Below are 18,620 nucleotides of genomic sequence, written 5' to 3'. Positions count from 1 at the left end.
TTTCTATGAAAAATATTGGATTTTTTTGATTTCCTACGGTTGAGATTAGTTTTTTGTAATCTCAACCGTAGCGATTTCTTCAAATCATCAAAATACCTACGGCTATTCTTTGAACTCGCAAATCTTACCCGTAGGTCACCAACTGACACTACGGTTGTAATCACATAAACGCAATAATAGCCGTAGGTAAAACTTATAATCGCTACTGCTGCTCTTGATTACTACGGTCGAAAAAATGAAATACTAATTTGAACCGTAATATTTTCGTATGATTGGGATTATTTCTCTGAAAATAAAATAAGACTTTTTAAAATGTTATAAATATAAGTTAATGAAAAAGATTTTCATATAATATAACGTCAGAATTCGGATTTGTCAACAACTAGCTCCTATATTCCCGTATCAACTACCCTATACAAGCCTAATTCGCTTATACATCTGGGAACGCCCCTTCATCAATCATTTCTATCATGATATCCGCAAACTTAGGGTCAAACTGGGAGCCTTTGCCCTTTTCTATCTCTCCGCGGACCACTTCAACAGGCAGAGCTCCCCTATAGCTACGGTTGCTGGTCATAGCGTCATAGGCATCTGCCACAGCGATGATTCTGGCTTCCTCAGGAATGTCGTCGCCAGCAAGGCCCTCTGGATAGCCTTTTCCATCGTATCTTTCATGATGCCATTTAGCGCCTGCTGCAAGGGAAGGCATTTCCTTTATATTGCCTAGAATCTTGCCACCAATGCCCGGATGCTTCTTAATCTTGGCAAACTCTTCGTCTGTAAGTCTTCCTGGCTTGTTAATAACTTCATCAGGAACTCCTATTTTTCCAACATCATGCAAAAGCCCCATCATGAAAATCTGCTCCTGGTGCTTCTCATCATAGCCATATCTCTTTGCTATCTCTTTTGAATAAATCGCTACTCGTCCTGAATGGCCCTTTGTGTAGTTGTCTTTGGCATCGATGGCATCTGCAAGGCTTTCAACTACGTGCAAAAAAAGGTTCTCGTTCTCCCTTGTTTTCTCCTCCACCATGCCTTCAAGATTTCTCTGGAGCCTGATAAGTTCCACAGCATGCTTCACTCTAAGCACCAGCACACTTGCCACAAAAGGCTTTCTAATAAAGTCCATTGCACCAAGTGAAAGCCCCTTTGTCTCTGTATCCTCATCTTCGTTGCCTGTCAGGAAAATCACAGGTGTATCCCGCCAGCCGGCCTCACACTTTTTAAGCTCTTTAACTACTTCAAATCCATCCATTTCGGGCATACTTATATCCATAAGAATAAGGTCTGATGCAGGATTTTCCCTGGTGTACTCCAAAAGTGCCTTTCCGGATTTCAAAACTACTGCTTTGAGCCCAGAGCTTGTAAGAGTATTCCAAGCCTTTTTTAAAATAATAGGATCATCGTCTACAACTACAATCTGTGGAATCATTTTTTGCCTCCCCAATGCATTCCTCCTGCTAGTTTATACCGGATTTTAATAGTGGTATACTCAACTTATGGAGGAGTACGATTTATGAATATTAATATACCTGGTATTGATGTAGAAAAAGCTATCAAAAACGCTGGTTCAGAGGAACTCTTTTTAGAGCTCCTAGGTGATGTATACAAATTAATGGATGACAAGGTCGCTTCAGTAGAATCCAATCTTGCATCTGGGAATATATCCAACTATACCGTCGAAGTACATTCACTAAAAACCACCTGCCGCATGATTGGAGCCATGGAGCTTGGCGAGGATTTCTTTACTCTAGAAAAACTCGGCAAGGACAATGACGTGGAGCAAATCAAGATGCTTACACCAGGTGTTTTAGATACATTTAAAGGTCTAAAGCCTTATCTTGAGCCATTTGCTTTAAATAGCCTTGGGCCTCAAAAAAGCTTTGATAAAGAGGCCCTGTCAAATAATCTAAATATGCTCATCAATGCTGTGAACGACTTTGATTTAGGAAGTGCAGAAGATGCTGCAAAACAGCTTCTTTCCTATAAATGTGATGAAGCTCTTTCAACCCAAATCAAAGACTTGGATAAGCTCGTTTCTAATCTGGATTTCGATGAAGCAAAAGAGCTTGCACTGCAAATCCTTAGTAGCTTATAGACCTACTCCGTCGGTATTGAACCATAGTTTGCAACGGCTTCATCCACTGTCATTTCTCCATTTACAATTGCGTAGGCTGCTGCTCTATATTGCTTTACAGCTGTATCGAGCAGCTCTGTATCCCTGAAGTTTACAGTTCTATCCTCTGGAAAGTCTGCCAGGGAAGCGTACACTTCATCAAGGGAATAATCTGTGGTAGGTGTAATAAGTCTTTTCTCTGCTGCCATGAGTCCAAGTTCTTTTTCGCTTGTAAGGAATCTGATAAACTCATTTGTCATGTCCAGGTTTGCACTATTTTTATTAACGCAGAATAATATGGAAACTGAATCCATATAATATCCACCTTCATCTCCAGAAGGTGCTACGTAAAAATCATAGTTGAAAGGGTTAGCCGAAAAAGCTTCGGACTGTCCTTCTCTCTTTTTTGTTCCAGAAACAACATCGCCTGAGCAAAGCATCATAGGAACATCTCCTTCGAAAAATCTCAAGATTACTGAATTGTAGTCATCTTCGATTTCCGCTGAACATTTAGCAACATCTATACATCCTGAGTCTACAAGCTCTTGTAGTCGCTCTAAAGATGGCCTCATTGCCTCACCTGCTGATGGTTCCAAATTATTAAGGCCCTCCTCGATACTTCTATCATCCTTTACAGTCTTTGCAAACATAGGATAGCTAAATGCATAGCCGATACCTGGCGTAGTTGTTGTGTTTGCTCCCATAAGAGGTGATTCATAGCCAGCTTCTTTGAGCTGTTGGCATACATCCTTCAATTCCTCAAATGTGGTAGGAACCTCAAGGCCTTCCTTTTCAAAAATGTCCATATTTACAAGCATTCCATAGGATGTGGCAAATACAGGCAATGCGCGGATTTCTCCATCATCCATCTCCCATTTAACGCTAGGACGAATACAATCTAAATTGATTTCAAGCTCAGGGTCAGACAAAATCTCTGCCCCATCAAACAGTGGTGCAAATTGCTCATCCCCGTACATCCATGGCTGCACGACGTAGACATCTGGTGGCTCCTGCCCAGCAAGTGCAGGACCGATTGTATTTCTGTAATCATCCAGATATGTGTACTCAATCTCACCATTTGGATAGAGCTCGTAAAATCTGTCGATGGTGCTCTCCAGAGATTCAAAGTTTGAATAGGTTCCCACCACAGACAGCTTATACTCAGTGTCTGCTTCATATTTTGGAGAGAACTGGTTCGTTGAATTTTCTTGCTGATCAACCTGAGTCTCACTTTGTTCCAAACTCTGATTTTGAGTCTGTCCACAGCCTGCCGATGTAATCGCCAGCATTGATATGAAAGTCATAGCTAATATTGTTTTAATCTGTTTATTCATGTTCTCTCCTTTCTTTATCAGCAATCTTTGCAAAGAAATCATCTATTAAAGACGTGATTTCAGTTTCACTCTTCTCCTTAAAACTATCTCGAATAATCCTGTCCGGTTCCCCTTCAGCCAAATTATCAAGCTTGTCGTCCATGATAATCAGGTCCGCCTCATGAGACTTTAAATAGTCTGTAGCCTGGGCCGTAGATTTTGACACTGCCACCTCGTATTTATTCGATAGCAATTCCATGAGCCTGCGTAATAATTGGATATCTTCGTCCACTAACAGGATTTTATGCTTCTGCTCAAGCTCTCTATCCACCTGCTTTATCAAATCCGAAGATATGTATGTGCAAAGCATATTCTCAAGCCGGCTTGTATCAATAGGCTTAGTGAGGTAATCATCAAAGCCTGCATTTATATACATTTCTCTCATTCCAGATACCGCATTTGCGGTAAGGCAAATGACAGGTGTTTTAGCGTTCGGCGTGTCAGTGCACTCCTTCATTTCCCTTATAGTTTCAATACCATCCTTATCAGGCATCATATGATCCAGGAAAATCACATCATAGAAATTTCGTTTAAATAAAGTCAGGCATGCATCTCCGCTTTCCGCCGTATCTATCTGTATCTTAGTTTCCCTAAGTAGATTTCCAAAAACCTTAAGGTTGATTTCATTATCGTCAACTACAAGGATTCTCGCATCTGGCGCCACAAAACGTACTTTGTACTGCTCTCTTTCTTTAAGAAAACTCTTGTAAGCCGAGTCAAATTCCCCTAGCGGCTCCCATTTCACAACCCTTTGTTTTAAATCAAAGGAAAAAACGGAACCCCGACCATACTCACTTTCTACCTGGATTGAGCTTCCCATCATATCCAAGAAGCTTTGGGCAATGGCCATTCCCAGGCCAGTTCCTTCTATGTTGCGATTCTTCTTTTCATCAATTCGCTCAAAGGCTGCAAATAATTTGTCCAAATCCTCCTTTCTAATGCCAATTCCTGTATCCTCCACACTCACGTGAAGCATTACATAATCAGGATTGTCTTCACATTTAGTGCTGTTGATTGAAAAGGTTACGCCACCCTCCTTTGTATATTTCACAGCGTTTGAAAGAATATTGGTAATTACCTGCTTAATCCTTATTTCATCACCGTGCAAACATCTTGGAATATTTGGGTCCACATCTAGCTTGAAAATAAGATTCTTTTCATCAGCCTTCCTCTGAACCATATTTACAACATCATTCAAAAGTGATGCGCAATTATAATCCACATTAATGATTTCCATTTTTCCTGCTTCAATCTTTGAGAAATCGAGGATATCATTGATAATTCCAAGAAGCGTATTTCCTGCGGCCCTGATATTTTCTGAATACATTAGGATTTCGTCATCGTGGCTGTCTCTTAAAATCATTTCATTCATGCCGATTATGGCATTCATTGGAGTCCTAATATCATGTGACATGGTAGACAGGAAATAGGATTTTGCTTCATTTGCCTGGTTTGCAGCCTCAGCCGCCACCGTTAGCTTGCGGTTGAAATTAAGAAGTATCATCAGGTTAAAGTGAAGAAGAATCAAAAGTCCTGCAACAACGATTCCCAGGATTAGCCAGTCAATGGACCTGTTAAGGGTTAGCTCGTAAGCTGGAATGTAAGCAACCAAAAACCATGAATCCAGACCGCTTAAAGGAGTATACGCTATCACGCAATCCTCGTCCTTAGAATTGTGGATATGCATGGAACCAATGTCAGTGCGAATCGTCTCTACCACCTGGTTATATTCCTGAGCCGACATCGGATTATAGGACTTGAAATACTCAAAGAAATTGCTATTTTTCAGGGACTTTCCATGAATCATGTAGTCCCCATCCCAATCTATTAGGGATATCTCCACATTTTCATACTCACCCTTCAAAAATACCAACTTCTGCTCCAGACGGCTTACAGGAACCACTCGAATTATAAGGGCGTCTCGCATCTCTTCTGTCTCACCATCCAAGACCTTAATGTTGTTTAAAAAGGCGATAGACTGGACACCATTCAGCGGATTGGTGTACGCCCTAGTCAAATTGACTGCACCATCCACATTACTGATTTCCAAGTTTTCAAAAATATTAATATGGGAATAATTTACTGAGTAATCCGATGGATCTGTAGACCTGGCGTTAGTGGAAATGCCCGCCATAGAGCCATCGTCTATATAGATAAGATGTCCTGAAATCTCAGGAGAAATTTTTGCTTTTCGAATATAAGAAATGGCCTCATCAACTGTCATAGGAGTCCCTGCCTCCGCAGACCCGTTGATGTAATTAGCCCAAATATCACACAGATGCTGCTCATCCTCCAAATAATTGGCGACAATCTGCTCTGTTGTGGTTGTCATTTTCTCAAAAGACGCAATCGAAGACTGATTTGATTCTACCGCTCTATCGTTAGCATACTTCACGATAATGAAAAGAATCAAACCTACTATCAAAATATTAATGATAACAATATATCTTTTCTTCAACTCGCGTCCCCTGTACTTAGTTCACAAGTAACTTATAATGTACAGGTTAATTATAACATTTAACATGCAGGGAATTTGTTAACAAATCTTTAATTAATACAAATTTCTAAATTTCAAAGTCCAGACAGCTTCTGATTTTAGTGTAAGGTCTCACCTTTCCATCTGCCACAGCAACATGCTCTGGATGTACTGCATAGCCTTTAAGAGCCTCCTCACTTTCAAATGTAGAATCAAGCATTAAATCTGCATTTGAGCTTGCAAGGCCATTGATATTCACTTTGATATCAATCATTCCTGGGATTTTTCCGGCCAAACCTTCTAAACCTTCTTTAATACCAAGCTTTACTTGCTCCTTTTCCTCAGCTGAAAGCTCATCCTTAAGTGTCCATAAAATAATGTGTTTTACCATGTCTATTCTCCTTTTATTAGTTGTTTCGTTACTTAAGCGCCTGTGTCCACTCGGCCTCTTTGAAGCCCAGAAGAACTGTATCATCAGTAATAACAAGCGGGCGTTTTACAAGCATTCCATCTGTTGCCAAAAGATTAAGCTGTTCTTCCTCACTCATATCTGGAAGCTTCTTGGAAAGCTCCATCCCTCTGTAAAGCTGGCCGCTTGTGTTGAAGAATTTCTTAAGAGGCTGATTACTTTTTTCATATGCAGCTTTGAGAGTAGCTTTGTCTGGATTGTTGCCTTTGATATCAATTAAATCGTACTTGATTTTGTTATCATCAAGCCACTTCAAAGCCTTTTTACAAGTAGTACATCTTTCATAACAATACACTTTAATCATAATCCTAGTCCTCCTCGTATTTTAAATATTATTAATATCCATTCCGAATTTACCAAGATCTACCTTTCCGTTTTGGACGACGATTCCATCAGCCTCTAAAAGATTCTGCTGAACGCCAGCCCCTCCAAATACGTACTCATCCGCCAGCTCACCTTTGGAGTTTACTACTCGATAGCAAGGAATGTTTTCAAAATCTGGATTTTTGTGTAAGGCATTCCCCACTGCTCTGCTCATTTTAGGATTGCCTGCCATAGCAGCCACCTGGCCGTATGTAGCAACCTTGCCCTGTGGGATACGTTTCACAGCTTCGTATATACGTTTTGTAGGAGAATCAGTCACAAGATCATAGCTTTCTGCAATCATTCTCTTAACATCATCATCTGGAATGCTTCCATCTAGAATTACAGTATTCCAATGCTCCTTATTCTGATGATACCCCGGTATTACCGCATCATAGGTGCGCCTCCAGAAATCTCTCCATTCAGGGTCACATTTCAAATTCAAACAAATCTGCCCGTCTTTTTCATAGGACCAAAGGAACGCCTTTTTACTTTGCTTCACCCTAATGAGTTGCCAGTTAGGATCGTGAAATGGCGCCTCCTGATATGTATAAGGAAATGTAAGCCCGTAGCTTAATGCTTCCTCTCTGGTTTTCATTATATTCCCCCTTTTACCAAACAAATGGAATAATCCTATATTTTACCCGTTCTTTGTACTGCTTGTATCCAGCAAGCCCTTCTTCTAGAACCTTCTCCTCATTTCTAATACGCTTTGCAATGATTGGAAGATATACAAGCATTATTACAAATGAAAAAATAGAGCCTAGGATAATTGGCATAGCTAAAAATAGCAGAACTGTTGCCATATACATTGGATGGCGGACGATTCCATATAGGCCTGTATCAACCACCTTCTGGCCTTCCTGCACTTCTATGGTTCTTGAAAGATATTCATTTTCCCTAAGCACTTCGGCATACAGCGCATAGGCTAACAGAAAAAGTACTGTGCCTGCAATCGTCACCCACGCTGGTAGCACTAGCCATGAAAATCTGAAATTCAAACCAGCAATTATGAAGGATGACAAAAACATTAGTCCGCTGAACAAGACCACTTCCTTTTGCTCCATCTGTTCTTCCTTTGCATTTAATCGCTTCCGCAAAAGCTCTGGATTTTTCTTCATCAGAATCAATCCCGCTACAAACATAGGAATAAAAAGCACTCCCATAAGCAACCAGGCCTGCCAAAAGGCAAAGCTTCCTGCCGCTGGAAATAGCAGCAATCCCACTAATATTACTCCAGCAAAAAATTTAATTAGTGCAGAAATCAGTAATTTATTTGTCATAGCTTGCTCCCCCAATAATCAGCTTACATCCAGCCGTTTACAATTGCTATTTCCTCGATATATCCTGCATCATCATTTGGTGTTTCCAAAATAAATGGAAGATTTTGGAGAGTAGGATGTGTTGCAATTCGTTTCATGGCTTCCATTCCAATGCAGCCCTGTCCTAACTTCTCATGGCGGTCCTTTGCTGCTCCGCATTCATTTTTACTATCATTAAAATGTATCGCTTTTAGCCTATCCAAACCAATGATTTTATCAAACTGTGTAAGCACACCATCAAGGTCATTTACGACATCATAGCCACCATCCCAAACATGGCATGTATCAAGACAAACTCCCAGTTTGTCACTAAGCGTAGTGCGGTCAATAATTTCTCTTAATTCCTCAAAAGTTTTGCCCACCTCTGAGCCTTTGCCAGCCATTGTTTCAAGAAGTACTGTAGTATGCATATCTTCAAATAATGCCTCATTAAGTCCTTCAGCAATCTGCTGAATTCCGGTTTCTGGGCCTTGGCCCGTATGAGAACCTGGATGGAAATTGTAGTACTGATTTGGAACCTGCTCCATCCTTTGCAAATCCTGCTTAAGCATATCGAGAGCATTCGCTCTGGTCTCTGGCTTAGCAGAGCAAAGATTCATAGTGTAGCTGGCATGAGCTACAAGTGTACCAAATTTCTTCTCCTGCAATATTTGCTGAAGCTTTTCAACATCTTCTGGCTCTATATCCTTTGCTTTTCCACCACGTGGATTTCTTGTAAACCATGCAAATGTGTTTCCTCCAAAATCCACCATCTGACGTCCCATTGCTTCATATCCGTTTGTCACTGATAAATGACAGCCTATGTATATCATTAAAAATCTCCTTACTAGTCATATTTTTCCGACGTGCTTATGCTTCCTCAACAAACATTCCGGTAAGTCTTGGTACATTAAATCGGCTTACAAACAAATCGCATTTGCATAAAAAAGTGAAAAAAGCATGGTGCCCATCACCTGCGAAGGATTCATAATTGGCCTGCCCTTTAGATAGAATAACATCAGCATTATCAACTGCATCTTTAGCTAAACCCTGCAATCTTCTATAAACTGTACCTGCGATTTTTTCTCCATTCGTAATTACGGTAAACTCGTCTGTCAAACCAACATATTTTGCATCTTCTATAGTAGCATCATTATATGCTTCACCGCCACGAACCATTACAGTTATTTCAAGATTTGGGAACTGCTTTTTAAGCTGGCGAAGGAAAAGTTTATCCAGCACAATCTCTCCACAATTATCTGTGAGAAGTAAAAATGTTTTCGCACTGCTGCACTGCTTGCAAAAAGATTCAAATGTCGCCTGCTCATCAGCTCTCATGTCAGTGTCTTTGAATAGCTCAAAAAATGTATTTTCATCTACATCCTGCATCACACCAAAATCGATGTAGTTTCCAATTCGAGCCATCACAAGAGCAGTAGCAAGCGGATTATCGCTTGCTTCTATTTTCTCTTCTAAGCCCCGTTCCATGGAAAGTACCAAATCATTATATTTTTTATTGATGTCTCTAAAACTAGGCATTGGTCCAATGTATTTTTCATATGCCTCATTAAATGCAAAATTCATCTCTGCACTACATGCATTTTCATCACGATTATCAAGTATATTTTTAACCTCTTTCAAATATTCATTGTCATCAGTCTTTAGCTGCTGTCTATCATACATGCATTTTGCACAACTTGGTGTCAGTTTCATTCAGTATAATCTCCTCTTCCATATGCAAACTCTTGAGCCTGCCTTGCAATTGATTATATCAAATCTAGCGTCAGCTGTTCATATCTCTCGGGTAAATCATTCAAGTAGCTAAAGCAATCATCAGGTTTATAAAGGATGTTATGCGCTTTACAAGTATCCTCAAATAGTTGCATTAGTTTTTTGTCGTTAGGGCTTGGTACATTATATGAATTGCCATAAGTTTTAATGTATTTTTCTTTCAATCCTGGAAAATTTTTATCCAATGCCTCATAAAAATATTCCCTGTCACCTTCCCTCAAGGTCACGCCCATATCAAAGCAAATAATGCCCTTCACACCTACGCGAATACATTCTTCTATTATCGCATTTACATTTTCTTCTGTATCGTTTATAAAAGGCAGTATTGGCGTGAGCCAAACCACTGTTGGAATGCCACGCTTTTGCATCTCCTCTAACACTTGTATCCTTCGCTTTGTGTTACATACGTTTGGTTCTATGACAGAACACAGGTCATCGTCGTAAGTGGTCAGTGTCATCTGCACAACAGCCTTTGCCTTCTGATTAATTTCATCCAAAAGATCAATATCCCTAAGAATCCTGTCTGACTTTGTCTGAATCGCTATGCCAAATTCATATTTAGAAATGATTTCTAGGCATTGTCTTGTGAGCTTTAACTGCTCTTCGCAGTGCATATATGGATCTGACATAGAACCTGTGCCAATCATACATTTTTTTCTTTTTGATTTAAGCGCAGCCTCTAAAAGCTCTGGGGCATTCTGCTTCACCTCAATATCCTCAAAGGCATGGGTAAACTGATAGCATTTGCTTCTGCTATCGCAATAAACACAGCCGTGAGTGCAACCACGATATATGTTCATACCGCATCGGCCATTATTTGCAGTTAATATCCCCTTCGCATTTACGAAATGCATTTGTTACCTCCTGCCACCTTTACGGCTCTCGTGTTAAAAACTCTTATGCAATTTCCAAAAATCAATAGTCTCCTGTAAATCTGCCTCATCTACAAAAAGGTTCATCTTTTTTCCTATAGCTATGGCCATATCAACATACATATTTGCTCTTGCAGTAATAACATTCTCGCCAACAACCAAATCATCCTTAACTGAATGCGTTGATTCTATTTCTTTTAATACTCCTGCCTTGTCTAATTCATCTACACCGTTGCATATTCCTGCAACAATCCCCCTATTGTCCACAACTGAACGAATAAAAGAATATACTTCTTCATTATCAATAGTCGAAATGTCACCACCTGGTACCAAAAGGAGTTCAACATCTTTTGGATTAATATCGTTTAATGCACAAGTTGCATTCAAAGAAAACTTTTCCTGTGCCGTAACTGGCTTTCCATCTACTGTAGCAAATACTATTTCATGTCCAGTGCACTGAAGAAAATAATTCGTAATTACGATTTCATAAATGCAACAAGTCTCATATAATAATACAACTGTTTTCATAAATATAATTCTTCCTTCCTATCTTGTTATTAATCCGCATTATAACAATATTGTGTATTGCCGTCCATATCTACAACAAAAACTCCCGTATTTTCTCTTCTACAAGCCTAACATCAATTGGTGCATCTGATGACTCCATAGTTGTAATCAAATCCCTCCCTTGAAGGTAACCATTTTTCTCATAACTATGTATCTTCTTAAAATTCTTTGTAGCATAATCCATATCCGAAAGAATCCCTAGATGTTCCCAATAAATAGTCTTTCTTGTAATTGTATTCAATGCGACAAAGTCAGGATATACCGTACTATAGCCCAGTTCTAACATCGACTCATATTGATAAGGAATATTATACTTATCCAAAGCATCAGCAATAATCTTTTCCGACTTTGATCGTACCATCTCTCCTCGATTTGTCTGAAATAGACCTTCTTCTGGGAATGGATTCTGCTGCCCCGGATGTTTTTCTAACCAGTTTTGAATATATATATCATCAGGCTCTATTAGTGGGGTTACATATCTTTTCCGTCCTTCATTCAAATTGTCATATACATCCGTTAATTCTTTTATATCATATAGACTGATAAACTTGTCTATACGTTTATGCAATATCTTTAATTTCTCATTTAATGCAAGTTCATAATCTTTTTGAATATATTTTCTAATAGCTTTCTCATCCTCAGCCCCCATATACTTTCTTATGCCATTCATCTTATCAACATAATAATATTGAAAATTTCCACGGCATCGAGATACATGAATCTGCCCATTGCCTAAATCCTTGTACTTAGATACATTTCTGTTAGAGCGCTTTATAAGAATATTTAGCTCTTGTATCTGTTCTTCTAACTTCTTTTTATGATTTTCCATTACTCCTCCACGTCAATTATTTTGTTAATACATCCTTGCCTATTCTAAAGCTCCTCATTTCAAATAAGTTGTTGCCCTATACAGTTTTTTTAGAAATCCCCTCCAAAAAAACTGTATAGAAATTTTCTGTTTACATAAATGTACAGTTATTTTTTATCTCTTGTGATAAATAACTGTACAACAAACCGCTCATTTTAAACTTAAACAGTGTTTTCTGGCTATAGTATAAAAATCACTGTCGATATAAATAAACCATGACAGTGTTTTTAGATGACAGCATCAAAAAAACTGTATCATCATAATCTAAGCTCTTTTCGCTTTTATTAGCGTACAGTTATTTTCATAAAAAAACCGTATAATCACTGTACTTCTGCTATTTCATTCTCTTTCCAACCGTGAAAACTGTGGCGAATTGCCAAATAAGTGATAAAAATAGAACACTTTTCATAACTCGAACGATAATATAACGTCCAAAAGCAACTTTGTCAATACCCAATCCTGAAAATCTGAATGATAAACCAATCTATCTACAAATCAAATACCAGATATTGTCATTTTATTGTCACGAGACAATAAAAAAGCTCTGAGGACATTGAATTCTCAATGTTCTCAGAGCAATAAACTCTACTCAAGTTCCACAGTTCCTGGTGGTTTAGAAGTAAGATCGTACATTACGCGGTTGACGCCCTTAACCTCGTTGATGATGCGGCTCATGACACGCTGAAGAACTTCGAATGGAATCTCAGAAGCTTCTGCTGTCATGAAGTCTACTGTTTCAACGGCGCGAAGTACTACTGCGTAGTCGTATGTACGCTCGTCGCCCATAACGCCTACTGAGCGCATGTTTGAAAGTGCTGCGAAGTACTGATCTGGGAGCTTTGCAAGGCCTGCCTCTGCAAGCTCTGTACGATAAATATAATCAGCATCCTGAACGATGCGAACCTTTTCTGCTGTAACCTCTCCGATGATACGAATACCAAGGCCTGGGCCTGGGAATGGCTGACGGAATACAAGGTATTCTGGCAAGCCAAGCTCTAAACCGACCTTACGTACTTCGTCCTTGAAAAGATTGCGAAGTGGCTCGATGATTTCTTTGAAATCAACATAGTCAGGAAGTCCACCTACATTGTGGTGAGACTTGATAACTACTGACTCACCGCCAAGTCCTGATTCAACAACGTCTGGATAGATAGTTCCCTGTGCAAGGAAATCAACAGTGCCAATTTTCTTAGCTTCTTCCTCGAATACTCGAATAAATTCCTCGCCAATGATTTTACGCTTGCGTTCTGGCTCTTCAACACCAGCAAGCTTTGCGTAATAACGCTCTGCTGCGTTGACACGAACAAAATTAATATCAAATGAGCCTTCTGGACCAAATACTGATTCTACCTCATCACCCTCATTTTTACGAAGAAGGCCATGATCAACGAAAACACATGTAAGCTGCTTTCCAATTGCCTTTGCAAGAAGCGCTGCTAGAACAGATGAATCAACACCACCAGAAAGAGCAAGAAGCACTTTTCCTGAACCTACGCGCTCTCTAATTTCTCCGATTGTCTGCTCAACAAAGGAATCCATACGCCATGTGCCAGCTGTCTGACAGATGTTTCTTACAAAGTTATGAAGGATTTCCTTTCCACGAACAGTGTGGAGTACCTCTGGATGGAACTGGATAGCATAAAGCTTTTTATCTTCACAAGCTGCTGCTGCAACTGGGCAATCATTTGTATGCGCAATGATATCAAACCCAGGTGCCACTGAAGAAATATAGTCAAAGTGGCTCATCCAAACAACTGTTGAGTCCTCAACACCTGCAAAAAGAGTATCCTTTGATCCGTCAATAAATGTCTCAGTTTTGCCATATTCACGAACTGGCGCTTTCTCAACCTTACCGCCAAGGACATGCATCATAAGCTGTGCACCATAGCAAAGACCAAGTACTGGTATACCAAGTTCAAAAAGTTCCTTAGTATAGGTAGGTGCCCCTTCCTCATAACATGAATTAGGACCTCCTGTCAGGATAATTCCTTTAGGATTCATCTCTTTAATTTGGTCGATAGGGGTACGATAAGAATAAATCTCACAATAGACATTACATTCTCTGACACGACGTGCCACAAGCTGATTGTATTGTCCGCCGAAATCAATAACAATGACTTTTTCTTGATTCATAGCAGCTCCTTACTAGATAAATTTTTCTAAAGTATAGATTAAATTTTCAAAATCTTCAACAAAAAAACTTAATATTAACAGGATTTCATTCGATACAATATTTAGATATGAAGAAAAAGGAGTTTCTATGAGTGTAAGCGTAACCAATTCATTAAGCATAAGATTGTTCTACAATCACTATTCTTCGGTAGCAAGTGGCTCTACAAGAAAGAATTCTTCCACTGGTACCCTTTCTTTTGCTGACGCTACTGCTCTGCGCAATGCCATAAGAAATCTCCAGGATTATAAATTCGAAGATGTGACCAAAGACCAGATTCAGGAGAAGCTAAAAGCCTTCACTGACACCATGAACAATACCCTTGAATCTGCAGTTAAATATGGTAAGGGAAGCACTTCTGTAAAAAATGCAGCATCTACTATTAAAAACCTTAATACTCAATATGCTTCTGATTTGGCCAAAATTGGTATTACTGTAAATAAAGATGGCAGTATGTCACTATATGAAAATGCTTCAAAAAACTACTCTGTCAGCAAGTTCTCAGACTTCTTTGATAAAGACTCCCAATACTTGTCTGATTTATATAACGCTGCAAAGCGTATTACTAGAAGAGTCGATGTGCGAATTTAACTTGAATTTTTGCCTCTATTCGACTACATTTAATATGTAATATTTTGTTTATTCGGAGGCAATAAAATGGCTTTTGGCAAATCCTCAAAACGAGGACTTAAAATAATCATCGTAGGATGCGGTAAAGTTGGCCGTACCCTTGTTGATAGACTTTCTAAAGAAGGTCACGATATTGTTGTAATCGATCAAAAACAGGATCGAATCGATAATCTTACAAATCTATACGACATAATGGGAATTCAAGGAAATGGTGCCAGCTACAGCATTCAGGTTGAGGCTGGCATTAAAGATGCAGACCTCATTATTGCCGTTACAAACTCTGATGAGCTGAATCTACTATGCTGTACAATTGCAAAGCAGGTAGGTGACTGCGCTTCTATCGCCAGAGTTAGAAATCCAGACTATTCAAAGGAAATTTCATATCTTCAGGAGAAGCTGGGTCTCGTTATGATTATCAACCCAGAGTTTGAAGCTGCTAGAGAGATTTCATCTATCCTCTCATTGCCATCTACTCTTGAAGTATCTTCATTTGCTCACGGCCAGGCTGAGCTTGTTGAGTTTGCCATTGAAGAGGGAAATGTTTTGGATGGTCTCACTATCAAAGATTTGAGCTCAAATATTTCCAGCAAGGTTCTGATTACTGCTGTAAAACGCGGCAGTGATGTTGTAATCCCATCCGGTGATTACACTCTCAAGGCTGGTGATATTGTTTGTGCCGTAGGTGCTAGACGATTTGCACGTACCTTCCTTAATGAAATCGGATTCAAAACACGCCAGGTTCGTGATTGCTTAATTGTTGGCGGTGGAAAATCTTCTTTCTACCTGGCAAAACTATTGCTCCAGGCCAGAATCAATGTACGAATCATTGAGCGTGATAAGGAGCGCTGCGAGGAGCTTTCTGTTATGCTTCCAAAAGCTACTATCATTAATGGAGATGGTGGTGATGAAGCCCTACTTAGAGAAGAAGGCATTGAATACGTAGAAAGCTTCGTTCCTCTCACTGGAATTGATGAAGAAAACATCCTTTTAACTCTTTATGCTAATCAGGTTAGCAATGCAAAGGTTGTTACAAAGGTTAATAGAATCAGTTTTGATAACGTACTGTCTCAGCTCAATTTAGGTTCAGTGGTTTATCCACGACATATCACAGCCGAATCAATTATCGCTTATGTACGTGCAAAGAGTGCATCTGGCGATGGTGATGATATTCTTACACTCTACCACCTGTTCGATCAAAAGGTAGAGGCCATTGAGTTCAATATTAGTGAGCAGTCAAAGGCAACTGGCGTTCCATTCTCTGTTCTCCAGTTTAAGGACAATGTGCTTATCGCCTTTATCAACCGCAACGGTACAATCATCATCCCTAGCGGTTCTGACACTATTGAAGTTGGTGATACTGTAATGGTTGTCACAACCCATACTGGCTTCGGCTCTATACTTGATACATTGAGGTAATCGGATATGAATACTTCCGTTATTCGTTTTATTTTAGGATATGTTGTTGGATTCTTAGGCTTGTTCCTTATGCTTCCTATCATGGTAGCTCTCATATATCACGAGGATGTATGGATTTACTACGCAGTTGTTGCGTTCCCTTGCCTAATCATTGGAATCCTAAACAGCTATTTCCGTCCAAAGAAATTTGTTTTCTATTTAAAAGAAGGATTCTTCTGCACAGGCGCATCTTGGGTTGCCCTTTCTGTAATCGGTGCCCTTCCACTTCGCCTTAGCGGAGAGATTCCACATTATGTAGATGCTTTATTTGAGGCAGTTTCCGGATTCACCACCACTGGTGCATCCATTCTTGATAACGTAGAGTTGCTTACTCACGCCTCACTATTTTGGCGAAGTTTCACTCACTTTGTTGGTGGTATGGGAGTTTTAGTATTCTTGCTTACAGTCATTCCACTTGCCGGTGGTGAGGGCTCTCAGTTCAATCTGATGAAAGCAGAATCCCCTGGACCTTCTGTTGGAAAGCTTGTTCCTAAGCTGAAAAACACTGCCCAGATGCTTTATCTTATCTACATTGGACTTACACTTTTAGAGTTCATACTACTACTTATTGCAGGCATGACACCATTTGAAGCAATCAACACCTCTATCGCCACAGCTGGTACTGGTGGATTTGGTATCTATGCCAATAGTATTGCTGGTTTCAACGTTGCATGTCAGTGGATTGTTGCAATATTCATGTTTATATTTGGTGTAAACTTCAACTTTTACTACTACCTACTCTTCCATCACGCAAGAGATGCTTTCAGAATGGAAGAAGTTAAAATGTACACCGCACTTACAGTTGGTTCCATCGGAATCATCACTATAAACATTTTAAACAGCAGTGCAAACCTTTTTGACGCTGTAACCAAGGCAGCATTCCAGGTAACATCAATTCAGTCATCTACTGGTTTCTCTACTGCGGATTTTGCCCAGTGGCCACAGACTAGCCGATGTGTACTTGTACTTCTGATGTTTATTGGTGCCTGCGCCGGTTCAACTGGTGGTGGTATCAAGGTATCCCGATTCGTACTTATGGGAAAGGCTGTCCACAAAGAGTTAATCAGTTACATCCATCCTAGAAGCGTCAGAAAAACTCGCATGGATGGCAAGCCGGTTAACCACGATACAATCCGTTCCAACAACGTATTTTTTGGAACATTCATGCTCATCTTCTTTGTAAGTGTATTTGCACTTTCATTCGAAGATTTAGATTTTTCAACTATATTTACAGCTGTTATCGCTACAATGAGTAATATTGGACCTGGACTTAGCATGGTTGGTCCTGCAGCAAACTTCGCATTCTTTAGCGATTTTTCAAAGATCATCCTTATCTTTGATATGCTTGCCGGTCGACTTGAATTGTTCCCAATTCTCATGCTCTTCCATCCTAATATATGGACTGATTTATTTAAGAAACGTCGCTGTAAAGAATTGAAACACGCAGGAAAAGTACTTAAAAAATGAAATTAAATACAACTATTTTAGAAATGACTGATGCCTATTTGCATCAGTCATTTTATCAATCTAACGAAAAACTTAATATTATAGACTGTCGAGATATTGAAGGCACCAGATGCTATCTTGACGATGCGGCCAAGGCAGAGCTTATAAAACGAATAAGCAGCGAACCCGCCGATGGTATTCACTTTATCGATTCCGGCAACTACCACTATCTCACCCTTCTTTGGTTGAGCAAAATAGACGTAGATTTCAATCTGGTTTTATTCGATCATCACCCCGATGATCAGCCACCAAGTTTTGGAATGATAACCTCTTGCGGCGGCTGGGTGTTGGAGGCAAAGGAGACATTGCCTCACCTAAAGAACGTTTACACCTTTGGTGTTGGTGATATACCTGATATTTCTGATATTCCCGCTGATTTGCCACTGTACATTTCTATCGACAAGGATGTACTATCCACCGATTATGCCATCACAGATTGGGACCAGGGAACAATGACATTGCCTGAAATGACAGATATTCTGGAAAAGATTTTTTCCACACATGAAATATATGGTGTAGATATCTGTGGAGATTCCGGAGAAATGGCAGAAAATGGGGCTTCAATCAATAATCAGACAAATACAACTCTTTTTGACTTTTTGTCACAAAAAAAATAAAATAGAAGTAAGAAAAGTATCAAATCAAATGTGATTGGAGGGAACA

At 39.6% G+C, this 18,620-nt stretch carries 18 protein-coding genes; 5 read left to right on the top strand and 13 right to left on the bottom strand.

Going from position 1 to position 18,620, the window contains the following annotated elements; translation table 11 throughout:
* Positions 1 to 430: 430 nt before the first annotated feature.
* Positions 431 to 1,432, bottom strand: coding sequence for an HD domain-containing phosphohydrolase (locus tag BMY66_RS05960; RefSeq protein WP_090394509.1), 1,002 nt, complete (start codon positions 1,430 to 1,432; stop codon positions 431 to 433).
* Positions 1,433 to 1,516: 84 nt separating this feature from the next.
* Between BMY66_RS05960 and BMY66_RS05955 the strand changes: the two genes are divergently transcribed.
* Entirely contained in the window at positions 1,517 to 2,098 is a 582-nt protein-coding gene (locus tag BMY66_RS05955) for an Hpt domain-containing protein (RefSeq protein WP_090394508.1), read from the top strand.
* 2 nt (positions 2,099 to 2,100) lie between these two features.
* Here BMY66_RS05955 and BMY66_RS05950 read toward each other — a convergent pair whose 3' ends face one another.
* From BMY66_RS05950 to guaA, 12 genes are all read right to left on the bottom strand, one after another.
* Positions 2,101 to 3,450 carry an ABC transporter substrate-binding protein gene (locus BMY66_RS05950; RefSeq protein ID WP_177175593.1) on the bottom strand — a complete coding sequence of 450 codons (1,350 nt, stop codon included), beginning with the start codon at positions 3,448 to 3,450 and terminating at the stop codon, positions 2,101 to 2,103.
* Positions 3,443 to 5,947 carry a response regulator gene (locus BMY66_RS05945; RefSeq protein WP_090394507.1) on the bottom strand — a complete coding sequence of 835 codons (2,505 nt, stop codon included), beginning with the start codon at positions 5,945 to 5,947 and terminating at the stop codon, positions 3,443 to 3,445. Before BMY66_RS05945 ends, BMY66_RS05950 begins: the two co-directional genes overlap by 8 nt.
* Positions 5,948 to 6,053: 106 nt before the next feature.
* Positions 6,054 to 6,356, bottom strand: coding sequence for a Dabb family protein (locus BMY66_RS05940; protein ID WP_044937419.1), 303 nt, complete (start codon positions 6,354 to 6,356; stop codon positions 6,054 to 6,056).
* Positions 6,357 to 6,384: 28 nt separating this feature from the next.
* Positions 6,385 to 6,738: an arsenate reductase family protein gene (locus tag BMY66_RS05935; protein WP_044937417.1), complete on the bottom strand. Its 354-nt coding sequence runs from the start codon at positions 6,736 to 6,738 to the stop codon at positions 6,385 to 6,387.
* Between the two features lie 21 nt (positions 6,739 to 6,759).
* Positions 6,760 to 7,395 (bottom strand): methylated-DNA--[protein]-cysteine S-methyltransferase, encoded by a 636-nt coding sequence (locus BMY66_RS05930; protein ID WP_044937414.1) that lies wholly within the window; start codon positions 7,393 to 7,395, stop codon positions 6,760 to 6,762.
* Positions 7,396 to 7,408: 13 nt separating this feature from the next.
* Entirely contained in the window at positions 7,409 to 8,080 is a 672-nt protein-coding gene (locus BMY66_RS05925) for a methyltransferase family protein (protein WP_090394506.1), read from the bottom strand.
* Between the two features lie 23 nt (positions 8,081 to 8,103).
* Positions 8,104 to 8,931 (bottom strand): deoxyribonuclease IV, encoded by an 828-nt coding sequence (locus tag BMY66_RS05920; RefSeq protein ID WP_090394505.1) that lies wholly within the window; start codon positions 8,929 to 8,931, stop codon positions 8,104 to 8,106.
* A 37-nt stretch (positions 8,932 to 8,968) separates the two neighbouring features.
* Positions 8,969 to 9,811, bottom strand: coding sequence for a damage-control phosphatase ARMT1 family protein (locus BMY66_RS05915; RefSeq protein WP_090394504.1), 843 nt, complete (start codon positions 9,809 to 9,811; stop codon positions 8,969 to 8,971).
* A gap of 53 nt (positions 9,812 to 9,864) precedes the next feature.
* On the bottom strand, positions 9,865 to 10,743 hold the full coding sequence (locus BMY66_RS05910; protein WP_090394503.1) for an SPL family radical SAM protein: 879 nt from the start codon (positions 10,741 to 10,743) through the stop codon (positions 9,865 to 9,867).
* 33 nt (positions 10,744 to 10,776) lie between these two features.
* Positions 10,777 to 11,289: a DJ-1/PfpI family protein gene (locus tag BMY66_RS05905; RefSeq protein ID WP_090394502.1), complete on the bottom strand. Its 513-nt coding sequence runs from the start codon at positions 11,287 to 11,289 to the stop codon at positions 10,777 to 10,779.
* Between the two features lie 70 nt (positions 11,290 to 11,359).
* The gene (locus tag BMY66_RS05900; protein ID WP_090394501.1) at positions 11,360 to 12,157 is read right to left on the bottom strand and encodes a hypothetical protein; all 798 of its coding nucleotides are present in this window, start codon (positions 12,155 to 12,157) and stop codon (positions 11,360 to 11,362) included.
* A 624-nt stretch (positions 12,158 to 12,781) separates the two neighbouring features.
* Positions 12,782 to 14,329 carry a glutamine-hydrolyzing GMP synthase gene (guaA, locus tag BMY66_RS05895; protein ID WP_074788767.1) on the bottom strand — a complete coding sequence of 516 codons (1,548 nt, stop codon included), beginning with the start codon at positions 14,327 to 14,329 and terminating at the stop codon, positions 12,782 to 12,784.
* A gap of 127 nt (positions 14,330 to 14,456) precedes the next feature.
* Between guaA and BMY66_RS05890 the strand changes: the two genes are divergently transcribed.
* From BMY66_RS05890 to BMY66_RS05875, 4 genes are all read left to right on the top strand, one after another.
* A complete protein-coding gene (locus tag BMY66_RS05890; protein WP_090394500.1) occupies positions 14,457 to 14,957 on the top strand; it encodes a hypothetical protein in 501 nt (166 codons plus the stop codon).
* Positions 14,958 to 15,023: 66 nt separating this feature from the next.
* Positions 15,024 to 16,412, top strand: coding sequence for a Trk system potassium transporter TrkA (trkA, locus tag BMY66_RS05885; RefSeq protein ID WP_044937399.1), 1,389 nt, complete (start codon positions 15,024 to 15,026; stop codon positions 16,410 to 16,412).
* A gap of 6 nt (positions 16,413 to 16,418) precedes the next feature.
* A complete protein-coding gene (locus BMY66_RS05880; RefSeq protein ID WP_090394499.1) occupies positions 16,419 to 17,918 on the top strand; it encodes a TrkH family potassium uptake protein in 1,500 nt (499 codons plus the stop codon).
* A 23-nt stretch (positions 17,919 to 17,941) separates the two neighbouring features.
* A complete protein-coding gene (locus BMY66_RS05875) occupies positions 17,942 to 18,574 on the top strand; it encodes a hypothetical protein (RefSeq protein ID WP_143064510.1) in 633 nt (210 codons plus the stop codon).
* The last annotated feature ends 46 nt before the right edge of the window (positions 18,575 to 18,620 follow it).

Origin of the sequence: Pseudobutyrivibrio sp. C4, from assembly GCF_900111635.1 — a bacterium.
GTDB lineage: Bacteria > Bacillota > Clostridia > Lachnospirales > Lachnospiraceae > Pseudobutyrivibrio > Pseudobutyrivibrio ruminis.
Note: the sequence above shows the minus strand (reverse complement) of the source record. Positions and strands in the feature narration are given on the sequence as shown.